Below are 23,059 nucleotides of genomic sequence, written 5' to 3'. Positions count from 1 at the left end.
GGGTCCACTATAGGCCCTCCATGGGCCTTAGGGGCACCTCGTGCCCGGTGGCGTAAAGGGTCTCCCCTTGGGCCTCCAGCCGTAGCCGGGGCAGGGGGTAACGGGGCGGGCCATAGATGGCCTTCCCCCCCAGGAGGGGGTCAAAGGCCCCAAAGTGGCACGGGCAGCCCAGAAAGGGCCGCTCGTAGCGGAAGTTGTAGAGGAGGGAGGCCACCTCGGGGTCGGGGACGAAGTTCAGGGTGCAGGCCTGGTGGGTGCAGATGCGGCTGAAGGCGATGTAGTGCTCCTGGCCCAGGGAAAGCCCCCCCGGGGCCGGGGCGGGCAGGCGCAGGAGAAAGGCCTTGAGATCCCCTTGGGGCAAGGGATAGGCGAAGGGCTTGGCCTGCCACACCCCAAGCTCCCCCCGCCGGGCCACGGCCACCCTGGCCCCTTCCCGCCAGACGGGTTCCCCCGCCTCGGGACGGGGGCGGAAGCGCAGGTTGTAGGTGCGCACGCCAAACCAGGCAAAAAACCCCCCCGCCACGGCCAGGGGCACATAGAAGAAAAGGTCCCTCCGCTTCATAACCCCGCAAGGTAGTCCAGAAGGGTCTTAAGCTCCTCCTCCCCCAGGGGCACCGGGGGCATCTGGCCCCGTCCCTTGAGGACGATCTCCCGCACCGCCTCCGGGGATTTCAGGATGGGGTTCCCCTTGAGCCTGGGCCCCACCCCCCCTTCCCCTTGGGCCCCGTGGCAGAGGGCGCAGCGGGCCTGGTAGACGCTTAGGCCGTCCTTGGCCCCTTGGGCCTGGGCCTTGGCCATGGCGATGAGGCCCTCCACCCTTTCCCTGGCCTCCCCTCCCACCTCCAGGTACCGCTCCCAGGCGGCGATGGCCGCCCCGTTCTCCCCCTTTTGGAAGTAGAGGTTCCCCAGGAAAAGCCAGCCCTCCGCCGCCTTGGGGTCGGCGTGCTGGGCGATCTGCAAGAACATCTCCGCCTCCTCCAGCCGGCCTCCCATGAAGAGGAGGATCCCCACCCGGCGCACCGCCTCCACATTCCGGGGGTCTTTCTTCAGCACCTCCAGGTAGGCCTCGGCGGCCTGGTCCCAGGCCTGCACCTCATAGGCCCGCCGGCCCCAGGCCAGGAGGTCCTCCACAGCCCCGGTGCGCCTGGCCTTGTCCTGCAGGGCCTTGAGTTCCCGGGCCTCGGCCCTTTGCGTCACCGTGGTCTCCCCCGGCAGGCGGGGCAGGCTGTAGCGCCAAAGCCCCACCCCCAGGAGGAGGACCACCCCCAAGGCCAGGGCCACGGGCAGGGGGTTGAAGGGACGGGGTTCCGGGGGGCGCCAGCCCTCCAGGGCCCGCTCCAGCTCCACCATACGGGCCAGGGCCAGCTTCCGCTCTTCCCCCTCCAGGGCCGCCACCTCCTCCTGGAGGACAGAGAGCTCCCTCAAGAGCTCCTCCCGCCTCGGGGGCTCGGGGAAGGGTTCCTTAGGGCCCAAGAGGGGCCTTAGGGCCAAAAGGAGGCCCAGGAGGAGCAAGACCAGGAAGATCAGGGTGGCCATCATGCAGGGGGCTCCTTCAGGCGGCGCTCCGCCTCCTCTAAAAGCTCAGGGGGCAGGGGCCGCTTGGGGCGGAAGTAGGCGAAAAGGCCAAGCCCCAGGAGGAAAAGGCCCACGAGGGGCAGGACCCAGACCCAAAGGGTTGCCCCGCGCCTGGGGGGCTCGTAGAGGATCCAGTCGCCGTAGCGGTCCACGAAAAAGGCCTTGATCTCTGCCTCCGTCTTTCCCTGCTGCAGCATCTCGGCGATGATGCGGCGCATCTCCACCGCCACCCCGGCGTTGGACTCCGCCGCCGACTCCCCCTGGCAGACGGGGCAGCGGAGCTCCCGGGCGATGGCGAAGACCTCGGGGGAAAGGTCGGGGGGCGGGCCGCTTTGGGCCCAGGCCGAAAGGAACAGGAAGAGCAACGCCAGCCACCTCATGGCAGGGCCTCCGCCAGGTACTTTTCCAGGGTGGCCTGGTCAATGGCCCCCGCGTGGCGGACCATGACCCGGCCCTGGGCGTCGATGACAAAGGTTTCCGGCACCCCGTACATGCCGTAGTCCACCCCCACCCGGCCTCGAGGGTCAAAGACCTGGGGAAAGGTGAGGCCGAACTGGGCCACAAACCGCAAGGCCCCTGGCTCCTGGTCCTGGGTGTTCACCCCCAGGAAGAGGACCCGGTCCCGGTAGCGCCGCCACAGGGCCTCCAGCACCGGGGCTTCCTCGTAGCAGGCGGGGTAGCACCAGCTGGCCCAGAAGTTGAGGACGACGGGCCGCTTTCCCAGGTGCTGGGAAAGGCGGAAGGTTTCCCCCCAGGCCTCCCGGTAGGGGGGCAGGACGGGCAGGGTGAAGTCGGGGGCAGGACGGCGCTCCCGGGCCAGGACCGAGGGGAGTTCCCGGGGGTTGCGCTGCATCCCCCAGAGGAAAAGCCCCCCCAGGAAGAGGAGGAGGAGGACCCAGAGCCAGGTCCTCACGCCGGGCTCACCTCCCTGGCCTCCGCCCCAAGGCCTTGGGGCCAGAGGATGTACAGGGTGCCCAAGGCCATCAGCCCCCCCGCCACCCACATCCAGAAGACCAGGGGGGTGACGATGAGGCGCACTGAGGCCCACTCCCCCTTCTCCCGGTCAAAGTCCATGAGGAGGAAGTAGTAGTCGTTGCCCGGGGTGTAGATCACCTTGGGGGAGGGCAAGGGGGCGTTCATCTGGGGGTAGAAGTGGAGCCGGGGGCGCACCTCACCGAAGCGGTCCGTGCGGAGGAGGGCCTCCACGGCAAAGCGCCGCCCCTCATTGAGGGCCCGCACCCCCTGGAACTCCATCCGCACCCCCCCCACCGCCCAGGCCTGGCCGCGGTACAGGGTTTTTTCCGCCTCGAGGCGGTAGGTCTGGCTGAAGGCGATCCCTAGGCCCATGAGGGCCACGGCGAAGTGGACCACCAGACTCCCCACCCGGCGGCGGTTCCCCAAATAGCCCCAAGGGGAAAGCCCCGCCCGCACCCGCCCCACCACCCCCTCCCGCACCAGGAGGAAGATGGCCAGGAGGTTATAGAGGAAAAGCCCCACGGCCAGGGAAGCCCCAAAGGTGTAGCCCCGGAGGAGGCCCAGGAGGGTGCCCAGGACCAGGGCGGCCAAGAGGGCGTAGAGGTTGCGGAAAACCTCGGCCCGCGGGCGGCGCCAGGGCAGGAGGGGCCCCACCCCCATGAGGAGGAGGATCCCCGCCCCGATGGGGGCGGAAAGCTGGTTGAAGAAGGGGGCCCCCACGCTCACCTTGGCCCCGCCGAAGGCCTCGGCCAGGAGGGGGTAGAAGGTGCCCAGGAGGACCACCAGGGCCCAGCCGGCAAAGAAGAAAGCCCCCAGGAGCAAGGCCCCTTCCCGGGAAAGGGGGCGGAAGACGGCGGTGTCCCGCACCTCCCGGGAAACCCGGGAAAGGAGGCCCAAGCCAAGGCCGGTGGCAAGGAGGAAGAAGCCCAGAAAGGCCGGGCCCACCGGCCCCTCGGCAAAGGCGTGCACGGACATGATCACCCCGCTGCGGGTGAGGAAGGTGCCGAGGACGGTGGCGGCAAAGGCCAGGGTGACGAAGGCGAAGTTCCAAACCTTAAACGCCCCCCGGGCCTGCTGGACGATGGCGGTGTGGAGGAAGGCCGTGGCCAGGAGCCAGGGGATGAAGCTGGCGTTCTCCACCGGGTCCCAGGCCCAGTAGCCGCCCCAGCCCAGAACCTCGTAGCTCCACCACATCCCCGCCACCTTCCCCGCGGTGAGGAAGCCCCAGGCAATGAGGGCCCACCACCGGGTCTCCTCCACCCAGGTCTGGTAGCGCCGGGTGACCATGGCCGCCACCGCGTAGGCGAAGGGTACGCTCAGGCCCACGAAGCCCAGGTACATGAGGACCGGGTGGACGGCCATCATCCAGTGGTTCTGCAGGAGGGGGTTGGGACCGGTGCCGTCGGCGGGCGGGTTGGGAAGGGTTTGGAAGGGGCTGGCGATGGTGGCCATCACGCCAAAGAAGAAAACCTGGATGCCGAAGAGGACCGCCAGCACCAAGGAGGCCCGCCAGGGGTCCAGGGCCTTGCGGCTGGCCAGAAGGGTGTAGAGGGTCTGCAAAAGCCCCCAGAGGAGGATGCTCCCCTCCAGGGCCGCCCAGGGGGTGACCAGGGTGACCCACAAGGGATCCTGGGTGGCGTGGTTCCGGGCCACGTAGGCCAGGCTGAAGTCGTGGGTGAGAAGGCCCCACTCCAGGGCCAAGAAGGCGGCGAGGGCCGCCAGGAAGGCGGGCAGGACCAAGGCCCTGGCCCCGCGGAGGAAGCGGCCATCCCCCTGCAGGTAGGCCAGCAGGGCCAGGCTCAAGCCCAGGAGGCTGAAGGCCAGGGCCAGGCTCACGCCCAGGTTGCCCAAAAGGGCCGGGGTCACTTGGCCTCCTCAATGAGCTTGCGCACCTCTTCCGGGGTCCAGCCCGCCTTGGGGGCCTGGTAGCTCTCCGAGTGCTTCACCAGGAGGTTGCTGCCCTGGAAGACCCCCTCGCGGAACCGGCCCTCCACCACCACCCCCTGGCCCTCCTTGAACATGCCCGGGGGGGTGCCCCTGTGCACCACGGGTACCTCGGCCACGCCGTCCGTGAGGGTGAAGCGGAGCTCGAGGCGGTCCTTGTCGTAGCGCACCGTCCCCTCCTTCACCAGGCCCCCCAGGCGCACGGGACGGTTCTGGTACCGGCTTTGGTCCTGCAGGTACTCGGAAGGGGTGAGGAAGTAAACCAGGTTCCGGCCCAGCCCCCCGAAGACCATGTAGGCCAAGGCCCCCAGGATGAGGAGCACCCCCAGGACGTACTTGGTTCTCACCGCACCCTCCGGTAACGCCAGAAGAGGTAGGCCAGGTAGCCGAAGACCGTGAGGTAGGTGAGGGCGTAGACCCAGGTGACGAAGACCTCGCTCACGCTTCCTCCTTCCTGGCCTCCCAAGCGGCCAAAAAGCCCCGGAAGCGGACGAAGCCCACGTAGAGGAGGGTGAAGACGAGGAGGTTGAAGAGCAGGGCCTGGAGCATGGCGGGCTCCATCTCAATCCGGCCCGTGGTGAGGTCGATGGACTGGGTCTGGTGCAGGCTCCGCCACCACTTCACCGACATATAGCTGATGGGCACGTTGAGGAACCCCAGGATGCCCACGGCGGCCGCCGCCTTGGCCCTTAGCTCCGGGTCCTCAATGGCCCCCCGCAGGAGGAAGTAGCCCACGTAGACGGCGAAGAGGATGGCGGTGGTGGTGAGCCTGGGCTCCCAGGTCCAGTACACCCCCCAGGTGGGCCGGGCCCAAAGCATCCCGGTGACCAGGGCCAAGCCCATGAAGACCAGGCCGATCTCGGCGCTGGCCAGGGCCATCCGGTCGTGGCGGGGATCCTGGCGGAAAAGGTAGAGGACGGAGTAGAGGAAGGTGACGAAGAAGGCCAGATACCCAAGCCAAGCCGTGGGGACATGCAGGTACATGATGCGGACCAGGTACCCCTGGTTCACATCGGGCGGGGCCGCGAGGGCCACGTAAAGCCCCGCGGGGAGGAGGAGAAGGCCCAGACCTAAAAAGGCCCAGGTGAGGAGATCTGGCCGATCTGGGTTAGCTGCCTTCAGCATGGTTTGCCTCCACAAGCTTCAGCATAGCCGTCCAGGGTGAAAAGTTTGTGCGCCCCCTACCCCTCCATGACCACGGGGAAGAGCAGGGCGCTGGCCGTCAGGTAGACCACGTCAAAGACCAAAAGGAGCTGCCACCAGGAGGCCACCTCCTCCAGGGGCAGGCCTTCCACCAACCCCGTGGTGGCCCGGACCGCCGCCAGGACCACGGGGACCACCAGGGAGAAGAGGAGGAGGGGCAGGAGGACCTCCCGCCCCCGCAGGCGGGCGAGAAGCCCGGCGTAGAAGGTGGCCACGCTGGCGTAGCCCAGCATCCCCAGGGCCAGGGTTAGGCCAAGGGGCAACCCCCGCTCCAGGGGAAGGTAGAAAAGCCCCCCGGCCATGAAGAGGGCCAAGAGGCCCAAGGGGAGGAGGAGGAGCATCTGGAAAAGGAGCTTGCCCAGGTAGATCCACTCCTTGCTCCCAGGGGTGAGGAGGAGGTCATCCAGGGTGGCGTCCTCCACCTCCAGGGCGAAGGCCCGGGTGGAAAGGAGGGTGCTGGCAAAGGCCAGGGCCACCCACAAGACCCCCGGGGCCGCCCGGCGCAAGGGCCCCTCCTCCGGCCCCAAGGCCAGGGCCATGATGAAAAGCATCACCGTGAAGAAGGCCAGAACGGAGAGGAGGCCCGCCCGGTCCCGGACCTCGAGGCGCAGGTCGCGCAGGGCCAACACCAGGACCCGCCGGAGCCCCGTCAAGGCCACCCCCTTCCCCGGGGCCTGAGCGGCGCGCAGGGAAGGCCTCATGCCGCCCCCAGCTCCAGGGTGCGGTCCGCCACCCCCTCCGCCAGGGCCCGGTCGTGGGTGGCCAGGACCACCCCCCCTTGTCCCCTGGCCTCGGCCAGCACCTCCAGAAGTAGCCCCCGCCCCTCCCCGTCCAAGGCGGTTTCCGGTTCGTCCAGGAGCCAGATGTCGGGCTTTAGGAGGGAAAGGCGGGCCAGAGCAAGCCGCTTGCGCATCCCGCTGGAGAAGGCCGCAAGGGGCAGGTCCTCGGGCAGGCCAAACCGGGCCAAGGCCCCCCGCCAGTCCCCTTCCTGGCCGTGGAAGCCGTGGAAGAGGAGGTCATAGCGGAGGTGCTCCCCAGCGGTGAGGTGCCGGTGGAAGGCCGGAGGGTTGGCCAGGAAAAGGGGCCTCCCCCCCCGTTCCACCCGGCCTCGGGTGGGCTTGAGGAGGCCGGCCATGAGCCTGAGGAGGGTGGTCTTGCCGGAACCGTTGGGGCCCAGGAGGGCCACCACCTCCCCCCGCTCCAGGGTGAAGGAGAGGTCCCGGATCACCCAGTCCCGGCCAAAGCGCTTGGAGAGGGCCTGAAGGCGCAAGAGCATGCTTCTACCAGTTTAGGGGTATCCCCCAAGGACAAGGGTCCCGGGGCTAGAGGTACTTCTGCAGCCACTCGGGGGTGATGCGCAGGAAGAAGGCGTTCAGGGAGGAGTAGGTGCCGGTGAGGAGCAGGGCCCCCACCAGGAGGAGGACCACCCCCGCCAGGCGCTCCACATGGTGGGAAAGCCGCCCCGCCCGCCTGAGCCAGCCCTTGAGCCGCTCGGCGAAGAGGGCCACCAGGAGGAAGGGCAGGGCCAGGCCCAGGATATAGGCCAGGAGAAACCCCACCCCGCCCCCCACCGCGGTCAGGGTGAGGATGGCCCCCAGGATGGGGCCGATGCAAGGGGTCCAGCCCAGGCCCAGGGTGGCCCCCAGGAGGAAGGCCCCCCAGGGGCGCCCCGTCTCCCCCTCGTAGCGCAGGTTCACCCCCCAGCGGGGGCGGAGGCCCAGCATGTAGAGGCCGAGGAGGAGGAGCACCCCCCCACCCACCCGGGCCAAGGTCTGCCGGTGCTCAAAGAGAAGCCCCCCAAGAAGGGTGAAGGGCAGGCCCAGGAGGAAGAAGACCACCCCGAAGCCCAGAACGAAGAAGAGGGCGTTGAAAAGGGGGCGCCCCCGCTCCCCCCCCAGGTAGAAGAGGTAGGTGGGGACCAGGGGGAGCACGCAAGGGGAGAGGAAGGAGAGCACCCCCGCCAAAAAGGCCGCACCAAGGGAAAGGCTCATGCCTTCATCCTAGGGCAGGGTGAGCCAGGGGAAGCGGCGCTTGGTCTCAGGGTCCAGGTCCAGGAGTTCCCGGGCCGGCATCCGCACCTGGGGCAGGGTCTTCTGGTTGATGGGGGTGTCGGCCTCGATGATGCCGTTCATGTAGAGGAGCCAGGCCACCAGGTGGTAGACCTCCTGGTCCGTGAGGGTGCCCGGGGCCCCGAAGGGCATGGCCCGACGGATGTAGTCGTACAGGGTGGTGGCGTACTGCCAGTAGTTGCCGATGGCGAACTCCACCGGGTCGGTGTCCGGGGTGATGGGGAAAGGCTCGGCCACCAGGCGGTTGAAGGGGTACCCTTCCCCCCGGCCCCCGTGGCAGGAGGCGCACTTCTCCGCGTAGATGCGCTCCCCCTCCTCCACCCTGCCCTCCCCCGGGGGCAGGCCCCGGCCATCGGGCAGGACCACGGGCCTCAGATCGTACTGGGCCACCAGTTCCTCGCTGATGGGGGTACCCAGCTGGTAGCGGGCCCCCACGGCCAGGCCCAAAAGGGCCAACAGGACCCCAAGGCGCCTAAACATCGAACACCTCCCCGCCACAGCCCCCCGCGGGCCCGAAGGCCTCCTGGCCCAGGGGGCGGTCCCCGTTTACCACCCGGCCATCGGGAAGGATGCGCCAGGCCTGGATGGCGTTGTAGTGGTAGCGGTTGTTCCTGCCCCACTTCTTGAAGAAGGCCTCCCGGGTGGGCTGGGTGTTGCCCTTCTCGTCCCAGGCCCGGCTCCAGAGGACCACCTCCTTCCCGTCCCAGTACCAGGGCATCTTGAAGCGCACGAAGGCGTAGCGCTCCACAGGGGGCTCCAAGGTGGCCTGGCGCCAGGTCTTGCCCTCGTCCAAGGAGATCTCCACCTTGGTGATGCGCCCGTACCCGCTCCAGGCCAGGCCGCGGATCTCGTGGAAGCCAGGCCGGATCCGCTGCAACCCCGAGGGGTAGGTGATGATGGACTCAGGGTCCATGACCCAGGTGAAGGCCAGGACCTTGCCGTCGGCCATGACGTCGGTGTACTCGCTGGTCTCGTCCTTGGCCATGGCGGGGAGGTCGGTGACCAGGATGCGCCGAAGCCACTTCACCTGGATGCTCCCCTCCCAGCCCGGCACCACCAGGCGCACGGGGTAGCCCTGTTCCGGGCGCAGGGCCTCGCCGTTTTGCGCATAGGCCACCAGGACGTCTTCCATGGCCTTCTCCAGGGGCAGGGAACGGGTGTAGGCCGCGGCGTCCATCCCCTCGGGGATCAGCCACCTGGCCCCGGGCTTCACCCCGGCCTCCTTGAGGAGAAGGGCCAGGGGCACCCCGGTCCAGCTGGCGTTGGAGGCCAGGCCGCGGCTGCGGGTGGCCGTGAGGTTGGGGTCAGGGGGGTTGCGGTAGCCGTTTTGCCCGTTGCCCGCGCACTCAATGAAGTAGGTGCGGGTCACGGAGGGGAAGCGCTTGAGGTCCTCGAGGGTGAAGACCAGGGGCCGCTCCACCATGCCGTGGATCACCAGGCGGTACTTGGCGGGGTCCACCTGGGGCACCCCCCCGTGGTGGCGCTCAAAGTGGAGGCCGTTGGGGGTGATGACCCCTTCCAGCTTCTCCAGGGGGGCAAAGTCGGCCCCCGAGTGCCGGGTGCGCAGGTTGGGGGAGATGTAGCGCACCACCCCTTCCTCGTAGGGGCTCCGCCCGCCGTACTCGGAAAGGGGGGCCCCCAGGGTGCGCATGGGGGCGAAGGTCTCCTCGTCCCAGGGAGGGGTCTGGGCCTTGGCCTTGAGGAAGCCCAAAAGCCCTCCCGCACCAAGCAGCCGGAAAAACTTCCTTCGGTCCATATACCCTCCTAGTGTATCTGGCAGGGACAAAAAAGCCCCGCCCCTTTTGGGGGCGGGGCCCAAGGGGTTCAGGCCGGGCCAAACATATCGTTCCAGATGCCCTCGGCCCAGCCATAAGCCGCCTGGCCATTGGCCTTGGAGCGCTGGTTGTCCACGCTGCTCTGCTGCACGATGCGCTTGGCCGCCTCGTCCCAGGAGTGCTGGTGGGCCACCCAGATGGCCTCCTCCGAGTCCACGAAGGAGTAGCAGATGTTGGTGGGAAGCTCGTAGGGGATCTGGGCCAAGGGCTTGCCCTTAAGCCGCTCCGCCAGGTGCCGGGCCACGATGGTGCCGGAAACGTAGGCCACCATCCCGCTCTTGGGGTAGGGGGTGTTGCCCACGATGTCCCCCAGCAGGTAGACCCGGTCGTCCTTTTCCGAGAGGAAGTAGGGCAGGCGAATGTTGGCCCAGCGCTCCCCCAGGCCGGCGATGCGCACCAGCTCCCCCGCCTTCATGGGGGGGATAATGTTGGCCAGGGTGAAGGGCACCTCCCCCAGCTCGGTGAGGACCTGCTTCTTGGCGTAATCGATGCCGGTGATGCGGGTGTTGGGCACGTACTCCAAGACGCCCTTGTAGAGGTCGTTGAAGGCGGCCAGGAAGCCCGCAGCCTTGGAGATGGGCTGGGGGTTGGCGTCCAGGACGATGATCTTGCCCTTGACCCCCTTGCTCTTGATCCGCCAGGCCAGCATGGCCGCCCGCTCGTAGGGCCCCGGGGGACAGCGGTAGGGGGGGTTGGGGATGTACATGACCAGCTCCCCGCCCGTCTCGTCAAACCGGTCCAGCATGCGGCGGAGGGCGATGTGCTCAAAGGGCTTGAAGCCCACGGGCAGGAGGTGCTTGGCCTCGGTGTAGCCGGGGATGGCCTCGTACATGTAGTCAATCCCCGGGGCCAGGACCAGGAAGTCGTAGCCTAGGTAGCCCCCGGTGGTGCGGATGAGGCGCTTGTCCCGCTGGATGTCCAAAACCCTCTCCTGGACGAAGACCACCCCGTCCTCCACCACGTTGGTGTAGTCAAAGACCATCCACTCCAGGGGCTTAGCCCCGGCCAGGTAGAGGTTGGACATGGGGCAGGACATGAAGATGGGCCGCTGTTCCACCAGGACCACCTCGGCCTCCACCCCCGCCTGCACCAGCTTCCGGGCCACTGTGGTTCCGCCCCAGCCCCCGCCGATGACCACCACCCGCGGCTTGCGGGTGCGGGGCAGGAGGGTGGGGGGACGGCTATAGAACTCCTGGGCCCAGGCCCCGCCCCCAAGGGCCCCTGTGGCGGCCAGGGCCGCGCCCGCCTTGAGAAGATCCCGCCGGTTCACCTTCGCCATACTCTTTCCTCCTCATGGGCCAAGGCGATGGGGAACCCCGCCCACGGCTTCCAGGATTCCCAGCATCACCTGCCTGGCCTCTTGCAGCATTGTAACCGCGGGGCTACCCATGACCCCAGGCATGATGGTCATCAGCATGGGGTCTATGGCCCCCACCAGGACATCCTCCCCCATGGGCATGGCGAAGAAGCGGCAGGGGGCGGCGAACCCGCCCGCGGGCTGGGTGAGGAACATCACCCGGGCCCACTCGCTCTTGCAGGGCATGATCACCGTCACCGGGCCCACCCGCACGTTGGGCAAGAGGTTGAGCCCGGCGGAGGTGAGCTCGGTCTCCACCATGAGGACCACGTCCTCCAGCTTGGCCCCAGGGACCCGGTAGAGCAGGGCGGGCATCATGCCGCTTCGGGGATCGGGCATCATGGCCGGGGCCACCTGGCGCACGGGGCCCAGGCGGCCCAGGGCGGCCTCGAGGCGCCACACCAACCGCTCCACCGCCCCCCCGTACACCCCCAGCATGCCGAAGAGGAGCCTGCCATCCAGGGTGCCCACCGTGTAGCGCCCCCCTTCCCCGGTGATGAAGACCGTGGGGGGCAGGACGATGGCGGCCATGGGGTTCTTGGAGGCCGCCTCCACGCTGCCCGCCTCCGGCTTGAGCACCACCAGGCGGTAATCGGGGAAGCCGGGGCCCGTCACCTGGCGCACCTGCTCCCCCAGGTTCAGGACCCGGTCGGGCTCGAGGCCCGCCTCCCTCAAGGCCCGCAGGGTCCTGGCCTCCACCGCTTCCAAGGACCCGCGGACCTCCACCACCAGGGACTGGGCCAGGGAAAAGCCCAGAAGGGCCGCCGTCAAAACCAGAATTCGTTTCATGATCCTCCCTCCACTTCCAGGCCGGCGTCCAGCCAGCCCTTGAAACCGTGGGCGATGTTCTTGGCGTTCTTGTAGCCCAGGGCCCGCAGGTAGGCCGCCACCACCATGGACACGCTCCCCGAGTTGCAGTAGACCAGGATCAGGGCCTCCTTGTCCTTGGGAAGTTCCGAAAGGCGGTCGGGCACCTGGCCGGCGTAGATGTGCACCGAGCCCGGGATGTAGCCCCGTTTCCGCTCCTCCAGGGTGCGCACGTCCAGAACGAAGGGCTCAAAGAGGAGGAGGTCCTTGGCCTCCGTGGGGTAGACCAGGTAGCTCGCGGGAGGCACCCGCTGGAGGAAGGCCCCGAAGGCCTGCACCCACCCCTCCCCTCCCTGGGCCCGGGCCAGGGGAAGGAGGGGCAGAAGGGCGAGGAGGTGGCGGCGGCGCATGGCTAGCGGGTGAAGAAGGGCAACTCCTCAAAGGAACGCCCGGCCTTGGTGGCCTCGGCCAGCATGTACAGGGTCAGGGCGATGTAGGGCTCGGAGTAGAAGGCGGGAGCAGGGATGGCGATGGACTCGTAGCAGAAGGCGATGCGGTCCTCCATGGTGTAGAGCTTGTCCGCCTCAAAGCGGTAGGCGGGCCACTCGCTCCCTAGACCTTGTTTGGGGCTCCGCACCGGGGAGAGGCGCACCCGCTGGCCGGCATACTGGTCGTGGCAGACGGCGCAGCTCATGTCCCGCGCCCCGGCGCGGGCGTACCATAGCTCCCGCCCCAGGTTGTACATGGCCAGCTCCTGGGGGTGCTTGGGCACCACCTGCATCTTGGCCTTGGAGGAGAAGCTGGCGATGTAGGTGGTGATGGCCTTGACCTCCTCCCGCTTGATGGCCTGGGGCTTGTAGCCCTGGACGGTCTGCATGCAGGTGTAGACCCGGCTTTCCAGGTCCTCCACCTTGCGGCTATCGGGGAAGTACTTGGGCAAGACGGCGTAGACCCCCTCCAGCTTGCCCTTGCCCAGGCCGAAGTCGCACTCCTCCAGGGTCTTGCCGCTGGGGCCCTTGCGGAAGAAGAGCTCCTTGCCCTCCTCCACGTAAAGCTCCCCGGGGAGAACCCCGAAGGTCTCCAGGTACATCTGCCGCTGGCGCATGGCCTCCTCAAAGGGGTCCAGGGGCTTGGGCTGCTGGGTGTAGCCCAAGAGCCCCCCCAGGGCGGCCAGGCTCAGGGAAAGGAAAAGGATGCGGGTTCGCTTGTCCTTCACCGCTCACCTCCGGTTGATGGGGGAGTTGGGGTCCAGGAGGTAGGCCACCAGGTCGGCGGTCTCCTCCGGGGTGAAGAGGCCATGGACCCCGCCCCGGTACATGAGGGAGCAGGGCACGAAGGCCCAGGCGTTGTAGATCTTCTCGTAGGTGTAGCGGACCACGGGTTCCGAGGTGCCCCGCTGGCCGTAGCCGGTGAGGGAGGGGCCCATGGTGCCGTAGGCCACCTCCTTGGGGTCGCCCGCGTGGCAGGCGTAGCAGTTGCCCCGCTTAGGGTCGGTGAAGACCTTCTCCCCGTTCCTCCAGTCCCCCAGGAGCTTACCGCTTTTGGGGTACTTGATGAGGGCCTTCTGCTCGGCCAGGAACTGGGGTATGAGGTCGGGGGGGAGTCTGTCCCGGTACTGGCTGCAAAGGGCCTGGCCCCGGTCCTGGGAGAGCATCACCTGGGCGAACTCCCGCCCCCCGCTCCCTAGGGCGGCCTCGAGGCGGGCCCGGAAGGGGCTCACCTGGGAAAGGGCCAGCCCAAAAGCCAGAAGCCCCATGGCCAAAAGCGCTTTTCGCTTCATCCTCTCACCTCCGGTATGCGGTAGTTGCGCCCCAGAACCCGCACGTTGGGCTCGGGGAGAACCCTAACCCTCCCCACCCCCTTGAGGTAGGCCTCCAAGAGGGCGTAGATGGGCTTGGGCTCGTAGCCGGCCCTGGCCTCCCCCGCCCGCTGGAGCCGCCCCCCGTAGGCGGCCACCAGGTAGCGGCGGCCGGGGTCCAAGGGCCTTCCCCCCACCTCCACCCTCTGGACCCGGCGCCCCAGGGGGGCATCGGGGTCCAAGGCGTAGCGGAGCCCGTGGGTGCGGCTCACATCCCCCCCTTGTTGGTAGAAAGGGTCGGGGCTGAAGACGTTGCTGGCGATGTCCTCCAAGACGTTCCTTATCTGTTCCCCCCGCAGCCAGAAGAGGTAGAGCTCGGGGTAGGTGAACCCGGTAAAGGCGTAAAGGTGGTCGCGGGTGATGGCCTGCCCGGGAAGGATGGTGGTCCCCCAGCGCACCGCGGGGCTGAAGACCACCTCCACCTCGGGGTAGAGGGCCTTCACCGCCTCCCCCACCAGCTGGTCAAAGGTGGAGTAGAGGGTATCCCGCTTGTAGAGGAGGGTTTCGGCAACGGCCAAGGCTTCCAAGAGGTGGGCGCGGTGGGGGGCCATCCGGGCCTCCAGCCAGGCCTCCACGTCCGCCGCCTTGGGCAGGTGCTGGGCCAGGACGGGCAGGACCCGGACCCGCAGGTTGGCGACCCCGCCCCGGCGGAGCTTCAGGTCCACCCGCATGAGGGCCTTTCCCGCCGCGCTTCCCGCCACGATCCAGGTCTTCCCTACCCGCCAGGGCAAGGGGGTGAGGTCGTGGGTGTGGCCGGAGAGGATCAGGTCAATCCCCTGCACCCTTTCCGCCAGGGCGGCATCCAGCTGCAGGCCGTTGTGGGAGAGGAGGACCACCGCGTCCGCCCCCTCGGCCCGGGCCGCGTCCACCGTCTCCTGCAGGCGCTTCTCGTCCAGGGCGAAGGAAAGCCCTTCGGTAAAGCCCTCGGGGTGGGAAACCTTCACGTAGGGGTAGGTGGCCCCCACCACGGCCACGGCGTACCCCCCCAGGGTATGGATGCGGTAGGCGGGGAAGAGGGGGTCGCCAAAGAGCTCGTCCACCACGTTGTAGGAAAGGTGTTCCCCCCGGAACTTCTTGAGGAGCTCCTCCACCCTTTGCCGCCCCAAGGTCCACTCCCAGTGGGAGACCATGTGGTCCACCCCGGTGAGGTTCTGCCACTCCACGATGGCCTCTCCCTGGGTGAGCAGGGAAAGCCCGGAGTTGGTCCAGGTATCCCCCCCGTCCAGGACCAGGGCCTGCCCGCCTGCGGCTTCCACCTGGGCCTTTTGCTGGCGGATAAGGGCGGTGAGGGCGGCCATCCCCCCGATGGGGCCAAAGGCGCGGGCCAGCTCCACAAAGTCCAGGTAGGAGAGGAGGTAGGCCAAGGGCGTGCCCCGCCCCACCCCGTAGTAGCGGAGGATGGCCTCCCCGGTGAGGTAGCCGGGGCGGCCCATCAGGGGCTTGGGGGCGATGAGGTTGGGGGGTTCCATGAAGTGGTGGGGGAAGGCCTGGCCGTGGAGGTCGGAGAAGTAGAGGAGGGTGGCCTCCCCGTAGGGGGGGAGGTCGTAAAGGCGGGCAGGGTCCTCCCGCACCTGGGCCAGGGCCCTGGGCCCCAGGCCCCCTAGGACGGAAAGGAGGAAGAGGAAGTCCCTGCGGTTCATTTAGACCCCACCGCGGGCTTGGTGTTGAAGTCGGACTCGGGGTCCAGGAGGTAGGCCACCACGTCGGCGATCTCCTCCGGGGTCAGGAGGCCCTGGGCCCCGAAGCGGTACATGACCGTGCAAGGGAAGAAGGCCCAGGCGTTGTAGATGACCTCGTAGGTGTAGCGCTGGACCGCCTCGGACTGGCCCCGCTTGAGACCGTACTTCTCCAGGCTGGGGCCCACGTCCCCCCCCAGGTGCACGGGGGAGCCGAAGTGGCAGGAGAAGCAGTTGGCCTTCTGCAGGTTGTTGAAGATGGCCCCGCCCTTCTTCCAATCCCCCATGAGCTTGCCGTTTTGCGGGTAGCGGATCTGGGCCCGCTGGGCCTCCAGGAACTGGGGCAGGAGGTCAGCGGGGAGGCGGTTTTTGTGGAGGGAGCAGAGGGCCTGGTCCGGACGCTGGTTGAGGAAAACCTCAGCGTAGGCCCTGCCCGCGGTCTTGATGCGCTCCAGTTCCTGGTCCTGGAAGTAACGCTGGGCCAAGGCCACCAGGGAAAGGACCATCAGGGCGAAAACGACCTTTCTCATGCTCCCTCCTTAGCGCACAAAGGCGGGCCACTCCTCCACCACGGCCCCGTTGTTGCGGTAGGCCAGGAAAACCTCGAGGGCCAGGATGGGCAAGGAGTAAAGGTCCGGGGGCGGGTGGGCGATGTTGCCGTAGCAGGCCCGGATCCGGTCCTGCATGGTCCAGGTTTGGTCGTTGGAGTAGCGGTAGGCGGGCCAGTGGGTCCAGGACTGGTCCTTGCCCAGGACGTCCGCATAGGGCAAGACCCCTGCCCGCCGGCCCACGTAGGTGACGTGGCAGGTGGCGCACCCCACGTCCCTGGCCCCGGTGCGGGCGTAAAAGAGCTTCTCCCCTAGGGCGTAAAGCTCCCGCTCCTGGGGGAAGAGAAGGCGGACCTGGATCCGCTGGCCCGTGGACTTGCTGGCGATGTAAAAGGCCACGGCCACCACCTCGGAGCGCCGGATCTGCTCGGGCTTAAACCCCTGCACCCGGGTCATGCAGGTGAGGATGCGGCTATCCAGGTCCTCCACCCGGTTCGTGTCCAGGAAGTAACGGGGAAGCCGGGCCGCAGCCCCCTCCAGCACGCCCTTGCCCAGGCCAAAGTCGCACTCGGCCATGGTCTTGCCCGAAGGCCCCTTGCGACCGAAAAGCTCCCGGCCTTGCTCCACCACCAGCTCCGTGGGAAGGATGCCTGCGGTCTTGAGGAGGAGCTCCTTTTGCCGCTTGGCCTCCTCCCGCGGGTCGGCATCCTGGGCCAGGGCCAGGGGAAGAAGAAGGACCAGGGCCAGCGTACACCACGCCCTCCAGACCATATACCCACCTCCATAAAGGCGCCCGGTCCCCCGGGCGCCCCACCTTAGGCCAGCTCCAGCTTGACCTGCCCCTCCCCGGTGTCCCCGCTGGTGTCCTTGAGCTTCACGGTGAAGGTGCCGGGCTTCTCGGCCTTGAACTTGAAGCCGTAGAGGGGGTTGGCGCTGGTGGAGGGGCCGGGGCGGGCCTCGGCCACCTTTTCCCCCTCAAAGTAGACCTCCACCAGGTTGATGTAGTTGGCGGGGATGAGGTTTCCCTTCTCGTCCCGGCGGGTGCCGGGCTCGTTGGGGTGCTGGGCCACTGCCTGGAGCCGGACTTCCTCGCCGGCCTTGGGCTTGGCCGGGGTCAGACGGACGATGGTACGGATGGGCATCTCGGGTTCCTCCTTTCCTTAGCCGCAGCCGCCCACGGTCACCCGGGTGCTGGCCGAGGCCAGAAGCAGCCTGCCGTCGGTGGTCTCCACCACGGCCCTCACCGCGCTAGTTTCCGCCAGGCGCACCCGGGTGGCGTAGTAGGCCATGGCCTTCATGGGCATGAAGCTCACCAGCCTGGGGGTGGGGTTCTTGTCGGCGAAGAGATGGATGGCCTTTACCTGGCTTGGGGGCAGGTTGACCTCCACCTCCGCGGGCACGTTGGCCCCACTCTCCGCGATGGCCGGCATGGTGAGCTTCACCAGGTTGGAGGGGGTGAGGTCCTTGAACCCCTTGCCCAGGGCTTCCTTCAGGGCCTTCTCCAGGTTGGCCAAGTCCTCACCCTCCAGGGCCTGGGCCCGGGCGGGAAGCCCGGCCAGGGCCACCGCCCCCAGGGCCGCACCGGTAGCCTTCAGAAACGCTCGCCTATTCACACACACCTCCCTTGGCGCACACCTGGCGCAGCTCCGAGAGGAACTGCGCCCGGGGCCGGCTGCCAAAAAGCCGGCCCACCTCTTCCCACGCCCCCTTGCGGTGGACGAGGAAGACGAAGGTAGGGGTACCCGGCACGCGGAAGCGCCGGGAAAGCTCCTGCCCCTCCGGGGTCGCGGTGCTCACAGAGGCCACCAGGAAGCGCTCTTCCAAAAGCTGGCTCACCCCGGGGTCAGAGAGGACGAAGGTGTTCATCTGGTCGCAGTAAGGGCAGGTGGGGCTATGGAAGTACACCATGAGTACCCGGCTGTACTCCCTGGCTAGATCCTGGGCCTGGGCGAAGGGATACCAACGGCTCGCGTCCAGGGCCGCCAAGGCCAAGGGGCCCGCGAGGAGGAGCGTCCAAAGTACCCGGTATACGTACATCTTTACACCGCCTGGGTACACCCAAGGACATTTGTACCTTATCAGGCTGTCAGCCCAAAATCAAGCCCTCGGGCACACTCTTTTTGTGCCTAAGCTCACCAAGTACCCCTGAGCGGCATAGGTATGCCTGTATACCTAATAGAGGACCCTTCCCCATGCCCCAGCCGGCTAAAGCTTGCCTAAAGCCCAGGCCCTTGACGGGAAACAAGGGACAAACTACCCTATACCCCGGAGGGTAAAGATGAAGCGGACCCTTATGGCTTTTCTCCTTCTCGGCGGCCTGGCCCTAGCCCAGGCGGATGGCGCCAAACTCTACACCCAGTGCGCGGGCTGCCACCAGGCCACGGGCCAAGGCATACCGGGGGCCTTCCCGCCCCTGGCGGGGCACGTGGCCGAGATCCTGGCCCTGAAGGGCGGGCGGGAATTCCTCATCCAGGTCCTCCTTTGGGGCCTGCAGGGGCAGATCGAGGTCAAGGGCATGAAGTACAACGGGGCCATGCCCGCTTACAACGGCCTGAAGGACGAGGAGATCGCCGCCCTCCTCAACCACATCGCCACCGCCTGGGGGGATGACAAGAAGGTCCAGGGCTTCAAGCCCTTCACCGCCGACGAGGTCAAGGCCCTCCGGGCCAAGCGGCTTACCCCCCAGCAGGTGCTGGAGGAGCGCAAGAAGCTGGGCCTGAAGTAGGACCCCTTGGGGAACCCCGGGGCCTAGGGCCCCGGGGTTTCGTTTAATGGAGGGGTGCTGGCCCTTTCCCTGGAGAAGTCCTTTCCCGGCTTCCGCCTGGCGGTGGCCCTCGAGGTCCAAGAGGGGGAGGTCCTGGCCCTCCTCGGCCCCTCGGGCAGCGGCAAGAGCACGCTCCTTAGGCTCATCACCGGCCTCCTTCCCCCCGACAGGGGCTTCGTGCGCTTCCGGGACCAGGACCTCACCCCCCTACCCCCGGAACGCCGGGGGGTGGGCTTCCTCTTCCAGGACTACGCCCTCTTCCCCCACCTCACGGTGGCGGAGAACCTGGCCTTTGGCCTGGTGGAGGCCCGCTGGCCCAAGGCGGCACGGGAAGCCCGGGTGGAGGAACTCCTCAGGCGGATGGAGCTCACCCCCCACGCCCGGAAACGCCCCCAGGAGCTTTCTGGAGGGGAGCAACAGCGGGTGGCCCTGGCCCGGGCCCTGGCCCCAAGGCCCAGGCTCCTCCTCCTGGACGAGCCCCTGGGGGCTTTAGACCTACGCCTGCGGGAGGAACTCCTCCTCTTCCTCCGCCGCACCCTGCGGGCGGAAGGGATCACCACCCTGGTGGTCACCCACGACCAGGAGGAGGCCTTCCTCCTGGCGGGGCGGGTGGCGGTGATGCGGGAGGGCCGGCTGGTCCAGGTGGGCCGGCCCGAGGAGGTCTACACCCGGCCCCAGGATGCCTGGACCGCCCGCTTCCTGGGGCACAAGAACCTCCTTTCCCCGGAGGAAAGCCAGGCCCTGGGCCTACCCCCCAAGCCCCACCTCCTACCCCCCCAGGCCCTGGGCCTGGGAGGGCCCCTCAGGGGGAAGGTGGAGGAGCGGCTCTTCTTCGGGGCCCGGGTGGGGCTTTGGGTCCGGGCCAAGGGGGTGCGGCTTTACCTGGAAGCCCCAGCAGGACCGGAGGAGGGGACGGAGGTGGGGCTCCACCTGGACCCCAAGCGGGCGGTAGCCTTGGGGGGATGAGGCGCTTTGCCCTGCTTTTGGGCGGTCCCCTCCTGGCCACGGAGGGCCTCAAGGTGCGGCTTCGGGGCTACCGCCTCCTGGCCGCGGACTCGGGGGCGCGGCATGCCCTGGCCCTGGGGCTCGCCCCGGAGCTCTGGCTGGGGGACTTTGACTCCAGCCCTCCCTGGCTCCAGGAAGCCCTCCCCAGCCCCAAGGAGGTCCTGCCCCGGGAAAAGGAGCTCACGGACGGGGAGGCCCTGGTACGGAAGGCCCTGGAGCTGGGGGCCGAGGAGGTCCTCCTCCTGGGGGGAATAGGGGGCCGGCTGGACCATACCCTGGCCCACCTGGAGCTGGCCTTTGCCCTGCGGGAACAGGGGGTTGGGGCGGCCCTCACGGACGGCCTGGCCTGGGCCTACCCCCTCCTGCCCGGGGAACACCGCTTCCCCTTGGGGGAAGGCGAGCCCTTCAGCCTCCTCCCCTTCCCCAGGGCCACCCTGGGGGTGGAGGGGGCCCGCTACCCCCTTCACCCCACCCCCCTCGAGGCCACCACCCTGACCCTGGAGAACCGGGCCCTGGGCCCCATCCGGGTCCGGGTGGAGGAGGGCCGGGCCCTCCTCTACCTCTTCCCTTGACAGGGCAAAAGGAGGAGGCTAGACTCATGTTTGGCGCTTGGGCCGCTAGCTCAACCGGTAGAGCAACCGACTCTTAATCGGTGGGTTACAGGTTCGAGTCCTGTGCGGCCCACCAAGGGGCCCCGGGGAAACCCGGGGCTTCGCCCTATCATGGAGCCCATGGAACACCCCCAAACCCCCATAGACCTCCTGGCCCTGGACCTGCCCCGGGGGGAACCCTGGGGCTACGCCCTGGCCCAGGGCCTCCTTAAGGCCCCCTGGGCCTGGCGGGCCTTGAGGCCCACCCCTGGGGTGCTGGACCTGATCCGGATGGACCTCGAGGCCCTCCACGCCAAGCTCCTCAGGCTGCGCCGGGACTTCCCCCTGGGCGACCTGGGGGAACGCCCCCCCCACCCCGCCGAGGAAGGGGCCTTGGCCGCCCTCCTGGCCCGCGACCCCCAGGCCCTGGTGCGGGTCCTCCAGGCCCACGGCCCCTACCCCTTCGCCCTTTACCGCGCCTTCCGCTTCGGGGGCGAGGTCCAGCCCATCCCCTCCCCCCGCCTCCCCCGGGAAGGAGAGCTTCTGGGGTACGAGGCCCAGCGGGAGGCCCTAGAGGAAAACGCCCGCCGCTTCCTCCAGGGCAGGCCCGCCCTGCACACCCTCCTCTACGGGGCCCGGGGCACGGGAAAGAGCACCGCGGCCAAGGGTCTTTTGCGCCTGGAAGGGGCCAGGATGGTGGAGGTGGAAACCGGGGCCCTGGCCCACCTGGAGCGCCTTCTGCAAACCCTGGCCCTCTTGCCCCACCGCTTCTTCCTCTTCCTGGACGACCTCTCCCTGGACCCCGAGGACGAGGCCTTCCATCACCTGAAAGCCCTCCTGGAGGGAAGCCTGGAGGGCCCACCGGAAAACGTCCTCCTCCTGGCCACCTCCAACCGCCGCCACCTGGTGCGCCACCTGGGGGAAAACCCCCTCCCCGGGGAAGGCCCCCAGGCCTGGGACGCCCTCCAGGACACCCTGGCCCTCTCGGAGCGCTTCGGCCTGGTCCTCACCTTCCCGCCCTTTGACAAGGGGCTTTACCTGAGGGCGGTGGCCCACCACCTGGGCCGCCCCCTCACCCCCGAGGAGGAGGGGGCCGCCCTCCGCTTTGCCCTGGAGAAGGGGTACTCGGGCCGGGTGGCCCGGCAGTGCGCGAGCCTCCTGGCCTAACCTGGGCTAAGCCCCCGCGTGGCGCAACGCCGCCTCCACGAACCCGGCGAAGGGAGGGGAAGGGCGCATGGGGCGGCTTTTGAACTCCGGATGGCTCTGGACGGCCAGGAAGAAGGGGTGGTCCTTGAGCTCAATGGCCTCCACCAGCCCCGCCCCCCGGCCCCGCATCCCCGGGGTGGTGGCCGAGACCACCAGGCCGGCCCGCTCCAGGCCGTCCACGTAAAGGGGGTTCACCTCATAGCGGTGGCGGTGGCGCTCCAGGACCTCGTCCTTGCCGTAAAGGCGGTGCAGGAGGGTTCCCTCCTTGATGCGCATGGGCCAGTCCCCCAGGCGCATCGTCCCCCCCAGGCCCTCCACCTCCAGCTGCTCGGGCATGAGGTCGATCACGGGGTGGGGGGTGTAGGGGTCAAACTCCGTGGAGTTGGCCCCCTTGAGCCCGGCCACGTTCCGGGCAAACTCAATGACCGCGATCTGCAAGCCCAAGCAGATGCCCAGGTAGGGGATCTTGCGCTCCCGGGCGTACTGGGCTGCCCGCACCTTCCCCTCTATGCCCCGCACCCCGAAGCCGCCCGGGACCAGGATGCCGGCCACGTCGCGGAAGGCCTCCTCCAGGTCCCCGGCCTCCAGGCCCTCGGCGTCCACCCACTTCACCTCCACCCGGGCCCGGTTCTTGATGCCGGCGTGCTTCAGGGCCTCGAGGAGGGAGAGGTAGGCGTCGGGCATCTTCACGTACTTGCCGGCGATAGCAATGCGCACCGTGCGCTCGGGGTGCTTCAGGACCCGCACCGCTTCCTGCCAGAAGGCCAGGTTGGGGAAGACGGGCTCGAGGCCCAAGGCCCGCTCCACCGCCCGGCCCAAACCCTGCTCCTCCAGGAGGAGGGGCACCTCGTAGAGGTGGTCCACGTTGGGGCTGGAGAAGACGTGCCCCGGACGGACGTTGGTGAAGAGGGCTACCTTCTTGCGCACCTCCTCCGGCACGGGCTTGGCCGAGCGCAGGACCACGGCATCGGGCTGGATCCCCACCCCCCGCAGGGTGGCCACGGAGTGCTGCGTGGGCTTGGTCTTGAACTCCTCGCTGGTCTCCAGGTAAGGGACCAGGGTGAGGTGGATGTAGAAGGTGTTCCCCTCCCCCTCGTCAAAACGGAACTGGCGGATGGCCTCCAGGAAGGGGAGGCTCTCAATGTCCCCCACCGTGCCCCCCACCTCCACCACCACCACCTCCGCCCTTTGCTCCTCGGCCACCTTGCGGATCCTTTCCTTGATCTCGTCGGTGATGTGGGGGATGACCTGGACCGTCTGGGAAAGGTACTCCCCCCGGCGCTCCTTCTGGATCACGGAAAGGTAAACCTGGCCGGTGGTGAGGTTGTTCCCCCGGGAGAGGTCCATGTCCAAAAAGCGCTCGTAGTGGCCGATATCCAGATCGGTCTCCGCCCCATCCCCGGTGACGAAGACCTCCCCGTGCTCGTAGGGGCGCATGGTCCCCGCGTCCACGTTCACGTAGGGATCGATCTTGATGGCCGTAACCTGGTATCCCCGGGCCCGGAAAAGCGCCCCCAGGGAAGAGGTGAGGATCCCCTTCCCCAGGCTGGACACCACGCCCCCCGTGACGAAGACGTACTTCCTGGGCCTGCTGGCGCGCTCGGCAACCCCGTCCACGGGACCTCAGCCTACCACATCTGGCGGAGG

General features: G+C 68.2%; 28 protein-coding genes and 1 tRNA gene. 5 read left to right on the top strand and 24 right to left on the bottom strand.

What is annotated here, in order from left to right; genetic code table 11:
• Nucleotides 1–7: 7 nt before the first annotated feature.
• From TCCBUS3UF1_RS02975 to TCCBUS3UF1_RS02865, 23 genes are all read right to left on the bottom strand, one after another.
• Nucleotides 8–562, bottom strand: coding sequence for a Rieske 2Fe-2S domain-containing protein (locus TCCBUS3UF1_RS02975; RefSeq protein WP_014515021.1), 555 nt, complete (start codon nt 560–562; stop codon nt 8–10).
• Nucleotides 559–1,539 carry a cytochrome c gene (locus TCCBUS3UF1_RS02970; protein ID WP_014515020.1) on the bottom strand — a complete coding sequence of 327 codons (981 nt, stop codon included), beginning with the start codon at nt 1,537–1,539 and terminating at the stop codon, nt 559–561. The genes TCCBUS3UF1_RS02975 and TCCBUS3UF1_RS02970 overlap by 4 nt, the downstream gene beginning before the upstream one ends.
• The gene (locus TCCBUS3UF1_RS02965; protein WP_041433712.1) at nt 1,536–1,955 is read right to left on the bottom strand and encodes a cytochrome c-type biogenesis protein CcmH; all 420 of its coding nucleotides are present in this window, start codon (nt 1,953–1,955) and stop codon (nt 1,536–1,538) included. Before TCCBUS3UF1_RS02965 ends, TCCBUS3UF1_RS02970 begins: the two co-directional genes overlap by 4 nt.
• The gene (locus TCCBUS3UF1_RS02960; RefSeq protein ID WP_014515018.1) at nt 1,952–2,488 is read right to left on the bottom strand and encodes a TlpA disulfide reductase family protein; all 537 of its coding nucleotides are present in this window, start codon (nt 2,486–2,488) and stop codon (nt 1,952–1,954) included. Before TCCBUS3UF1_RS02960 ends, TCCBUS3UF1_RS02965 begins: the two co-directional genes overlap by 4 nt.
• On the bottom strand, nt 2,485–4,416 hold the full coding sequence (locus TCCBUS3UF1_RS02955) for a heme lyase CcmF/NrfE family subunit (RefSeq protein ID WP_014515017.1): 1,932 nt from the start codon (nt 4,414–4,416) through the stop codon (nt 2,485–2,487). Before TCCBUS3UF1_RS02955 ends, TCCBUS3UF1_RS02960 begins: the two co-directional genes overlap by 4 nt.
• Nucleotides 4,413–4,841: a cytochrome c maturation protein CcmE gene (gene ccmE, locus TCCBUS3UF1_RS02950; protein WP_014515016.1), complete on the bottom strand. Its 429-nt coding sequence runs from the start codon at nt 4,839–4,841 to the stop codon at nt 4,413–4,415. The genes TCCBUS3UF1_RS02955 and ccmE overlap by 4 nt, the downstream gene beginning before the upstream one ends.
• Before the next feature lie 91 nt (nt 4,842–4,932).
• Nucleotides 4,933–5,619, bottom strand: a complete 687-nt coding sequence (gene ccsA / locus TCCBUS3UF1_RS02945; RefSeq protein WP_014515014.1) for a cytochrome c biogenesis protein CcsA — start codon at nt 5,617–5,619, stop codon at nt 4,933–4,935.
• A gap of 56 nt (nt 5,620–5,675) precedes the next feature.
• Nucleotides 5,676–6,398 carry a heme exporter protein CcmB gene (locus TCCBUS3UF1_RS02940; RefSeq protein WP_014515013.1) on the bottom strand — a complete coding sequence of 241 codons (723 nt, stop codon included), beginning with the start codon at nt 6,396–6,398 and terminating at the stop codon, nt 5,676–5,678.
• The gene (locus tag TCCBUS3UF1_RS02935) at nt 6,395–6,973 is read right to left on the bottom strand and encodes an ABC transporter ATP-binding protein (protein ID WP_014515012.1); all 579 of its coding nucleotides are present in this window, start codon (nt 6,971–6,973) and stop codon (nt 6,395–6,397) included. Before TCCBUS3UF1_RS02935 ends, TCCBUS3UF1_RS02940 begins: the two co-directional genes overlap by 4 nt.
• 46 nt (nt 6,974–7,019) lie before the next feature.
• Nucleotides 7,020–7,688 carry a cytochrome c biogenesis protein CcdA gene (gene ccdA / locus TCCBUS3UF1_RS02930; RefSeq protein WP_014515011.1) on the bottom strand — a complete coding sequence of 223 codons (669 nt, stop codon included), beginning with the start codon at nt 7,686–7,688 and terminating at the stop codon, nt 7,020–7,022.
• Between the two features lie 9 nt (nt 7,689–7,697).
• Nucleotides 7,698–8,246 carry a c-type cytochrome gene (locus TCCBUS3UF1_RS02925; RefSeq protein WP_014515010.1) on the bottom strand — a complete coding sequence of 183 codons (549 nt, stop codon included), beginning with the start codon at nt 8,244–8,246 and terminating at the stop codon, nt 7,698–7,700.
• Nucleotides 8,239–9,522 carry a sulfite dehydrogenase gene (gene soxC / locus TCCBUS3UF1_RS02920; protein ID WP_014515009.1) on the bottom strand — a complete coding sequence of 428 codons (1,284 nt, stop codon included), beginning with the start codon at nt 9,520–9,522 and terminating at the stop codon, nt 8,239–8,241. Before soxC ends, TCCBUS3UF1_RS02925 begins: the two co-directional genes overlap by 8 nt.
• A 68-nt stretch (nt 9,523–9,590) precedes the next feature.
• Nucleotides 9,591–10,880, bottom strand: coding sequence for an FCSD flavin-binding domain-containing protein (locus tag TCCBUS3UF1_RS02915; RefSeq protein WP_014515008.1), 1,290 nt, complete (start codon nt 10,878–10,880; stop codon nt 9,591–9,593).
• A gap of 12 nt (nt 10,881–10,892) precedes the next feature.
• The gene (locus TCCBUS3UF1_RS02910; protein WP_014515007.1) at nt 10,893–11,747 is read right to left on the bottom strand and encodes a hypothetical protein; all 855 of its coding nucleotides are present in this window, start codon (nt 11,745–11,747) and stop codon (nt 10,893–10,895) included.
• Nucleotides 11,744–12,175, bottom strand: coding sequence for a rhodanese-like domain-containing protein (locus TCCBUS3UF1_RS02905; protein ID WP_014515006.1), 432 nt, complete (start codon nt 12,173–12,175; stop codon nt 11,744–11,746). The genes TCCBUS3UF1_RS02910 and TCCBUS3UF1_RS02905 overlap by 4 nt, the downstream gene beginning before the upstream one ends.
• A gap of 2 nt (nt 12,176–12,177) precedes the next feature.
• The gene (gene soxA, locus TCCBUS3UF1_RS02900; RefSeq protein WP_014515005.1) at nt 12,178–12,981 is read right to left on the bottom strand and encodes a sulfur oxidation c-type cytochrome SoxA; all 804 of its coding nucleotides are present in this window, start codon (nt 12,979–12,981) and stop codon (nt 12,178–12,180) included.
• 3 nt (nt 12,982–12,984) lie between these two features.
• Complete coding sequence (gene soxX / locus TCCBUS3UF1_RS02895) at nt 12,985–13,545, bottom strand: sulfur oxidation c-type cytochrome SoxX (protein ID WP_014515004.1); 561 nt, start codon at nt 13,543–13,545, stop codon at nt 12,985–12,987.
• The gene (soxB, locus tag TCCBUS3UF1_RS02890) at nt 13,542–15,263 is read right to left on the bottom strand and encodes a thiosulfohydrolase SoxB (RefSeq protein ID WP_014515003.1); all 1,722 of its coding nucleotides are present in this window, start codon (nt 15,261–15,263) and stop codon (nt 13,542–13,544) included. Before soxB ends, soxX (TCCBUS3UF1_RS02895) begins: the two co-directional genes overlap by 4 nt.
• A complete protein-coding gene (gene soxX / locus TCCBUS3UF1_RS02885; RefSeq protein ID WP_014515002.1) occupies nt 15,260–15,829 on the bottom strand; it encodes a sulfur oxidation c-type cytochrome SoxX in 570 nt (189 codons plus the stop codon). Before soxX (TCCBUS3UF1_RS02885) ends, soxB begins: the two co-directional genes overlap by 4 nt.
• 9 nt (nt 15,830–15,838) lie before the next feature.
• A complete protein-coding gene (gene soxA, locus TCCBUS3UF1_RS02880) occupies nt 15,839–16,618 on the bottom strand; it encodes a sulfur oxidation c-type cytochrome SoxA (RefSeq protein ID WP_014515001.1) in 780 nt (259 codons plus the stop codon).
• A 44-nt stretch (nt 16,619–16,662) separates the two neighbouring features.
• The gene (gene soxZ, locus TCCBUS3UF1_RS02875) at nt 16,663–16,989 is read right to left on the bottom strand and encodes a thiosulfate oxidation carrier complex protein SoxZ (protein ID WP_014515000.1); all 327 of its coding nucleotides are present in this window, start codon (nt 16,987–16,989) and stop codon (nt 16,663–16,665) included.
• Between the two features lie 18 nt (nt 16,990–17,007).
• A complete protein-coding gene (gene soxY, locus TCCBUS3UF1_RS02870) occupies nt 17,008–17,460 on the bottom strand; it encodes a thiosulfate oxidation carrier protein SoxY (protein ID WP_014514999.1) in 453 nt (150 codons plus the stop codon).
• The gene (locus tag TCCBUS3UF1_RS02865; RefSeq protein WP_014514998.1) at nt 17,453–17,884 is read right to left on the bottom strand and encodes a thioredoxin fold domain-containing protein; all 432 of its coding nucleotides are present in this window, start codon (nt 17,882–17,884) and stop codon (nt 17,453–17,455) included. Before TCCBUS3UF1_RS02865 ends, soxY begins: the two co-directional genes overlap by 8 nt.
• A gap of 241 nt (nt 17,885–18,125) precedes the next feature.
• Here TCCBUS3UF1_RS02865 and cycA point away from each other — a divergent pair, with 241 nt between their 5' ends.
• From cycA to TCCBUS3UF1_RS02840, 5 genes are all read left to right on the top strand, one after another.
• Nucleotides 18,126–18,572: a cytochrome C-552 gene (gene cycA, locus TCCBUS3UF1_RS02860; protein ID WP_014514997.1), complete on the top strand. Its 447-nt coding sequence runs from the start codon at nt 18,126–18,128 to the stop codon at nt 18,570–18,572.
• 54 nt (nt 18,573–18,626) lie between these two features.
• On the top strand, nt 18,627–19,577 hold the full coding sequence (locus tag TCCBUS3UF1_RS02855; protein WP_014514996.1) for an ABC transporter ATP-binding protein: 951 nt from the start codon (nt 18,627–18,629) through the stop codon (nt 19,575–19,577).
• Nucleotides 19,574–20,188, top strand: a complete 615-nt coding sequence (locus TCCBUS3UF1_RS02850) for a thiamine diphosphokinase (RefSeq protein ID WP_014514995.1) — start codon at nt 19,574–19,576, stop codon at nt 20,186–20,188. Before TCCBUS3UF1_RS02855 ends, TCCBUS3UF1_RS02850 begins: the two co-directional genes overlap by 4 nt.
• 39 nt (nt 20,189–20,227) lie before the next feature.
• Nucleotides 20,228–20,303 (top strand) — tRNA-Lys (locus TCCBUS3UF1_RS02845).
• A 44-nt stretch (nt 20,304–20,347) separates the two neighbouring features.
• Complete coding sequence (locus TCCBUS3UF1_RS02840; protein WP_196793722.1) at nt 20,348–21,373, top strand: DUF815 domain-containing protein; 1,026 nt, start codon at nt 20,348–20,350, stop codon at nt 21,371–21,373.
• A 6-nt stretch (nt 21,374–21,379) separates the two neighbouring features.
• Here TCCBUS3UF1_RS02840 and TCCBUS3UF1_RS02835 read toward each other — a convergent pair whose 3' ends face one another.
• Nucleotides 21,380–23,029, bottom strand: coding sequence for a CTP synthase (locus TCCBUS3UF1_RS02835; protein ID WP_014514993.1), 1,650 nt, complete (start codon nt 23,027–23,029; stop codon nt 21,380–21,382).
• Nucleotides 23,030–23,059: the final 30 nt, after the last annotated feature.

Origin of the sequence: Thermus sp. CCB_US3_UF1 (assembly GCF_000236585.1) — a bacterium.
In the GTDB taxonomy this organism is placed as follows: domain Bacteria; phylum Deinococcota; class Deinococci; order Deinococcales; family Thermaceae; genus Thermus.
Note: the sequence above shows the minus strand (reverse complement) of the source record. Positions and strands in the feature narration are given on the sequence as shown.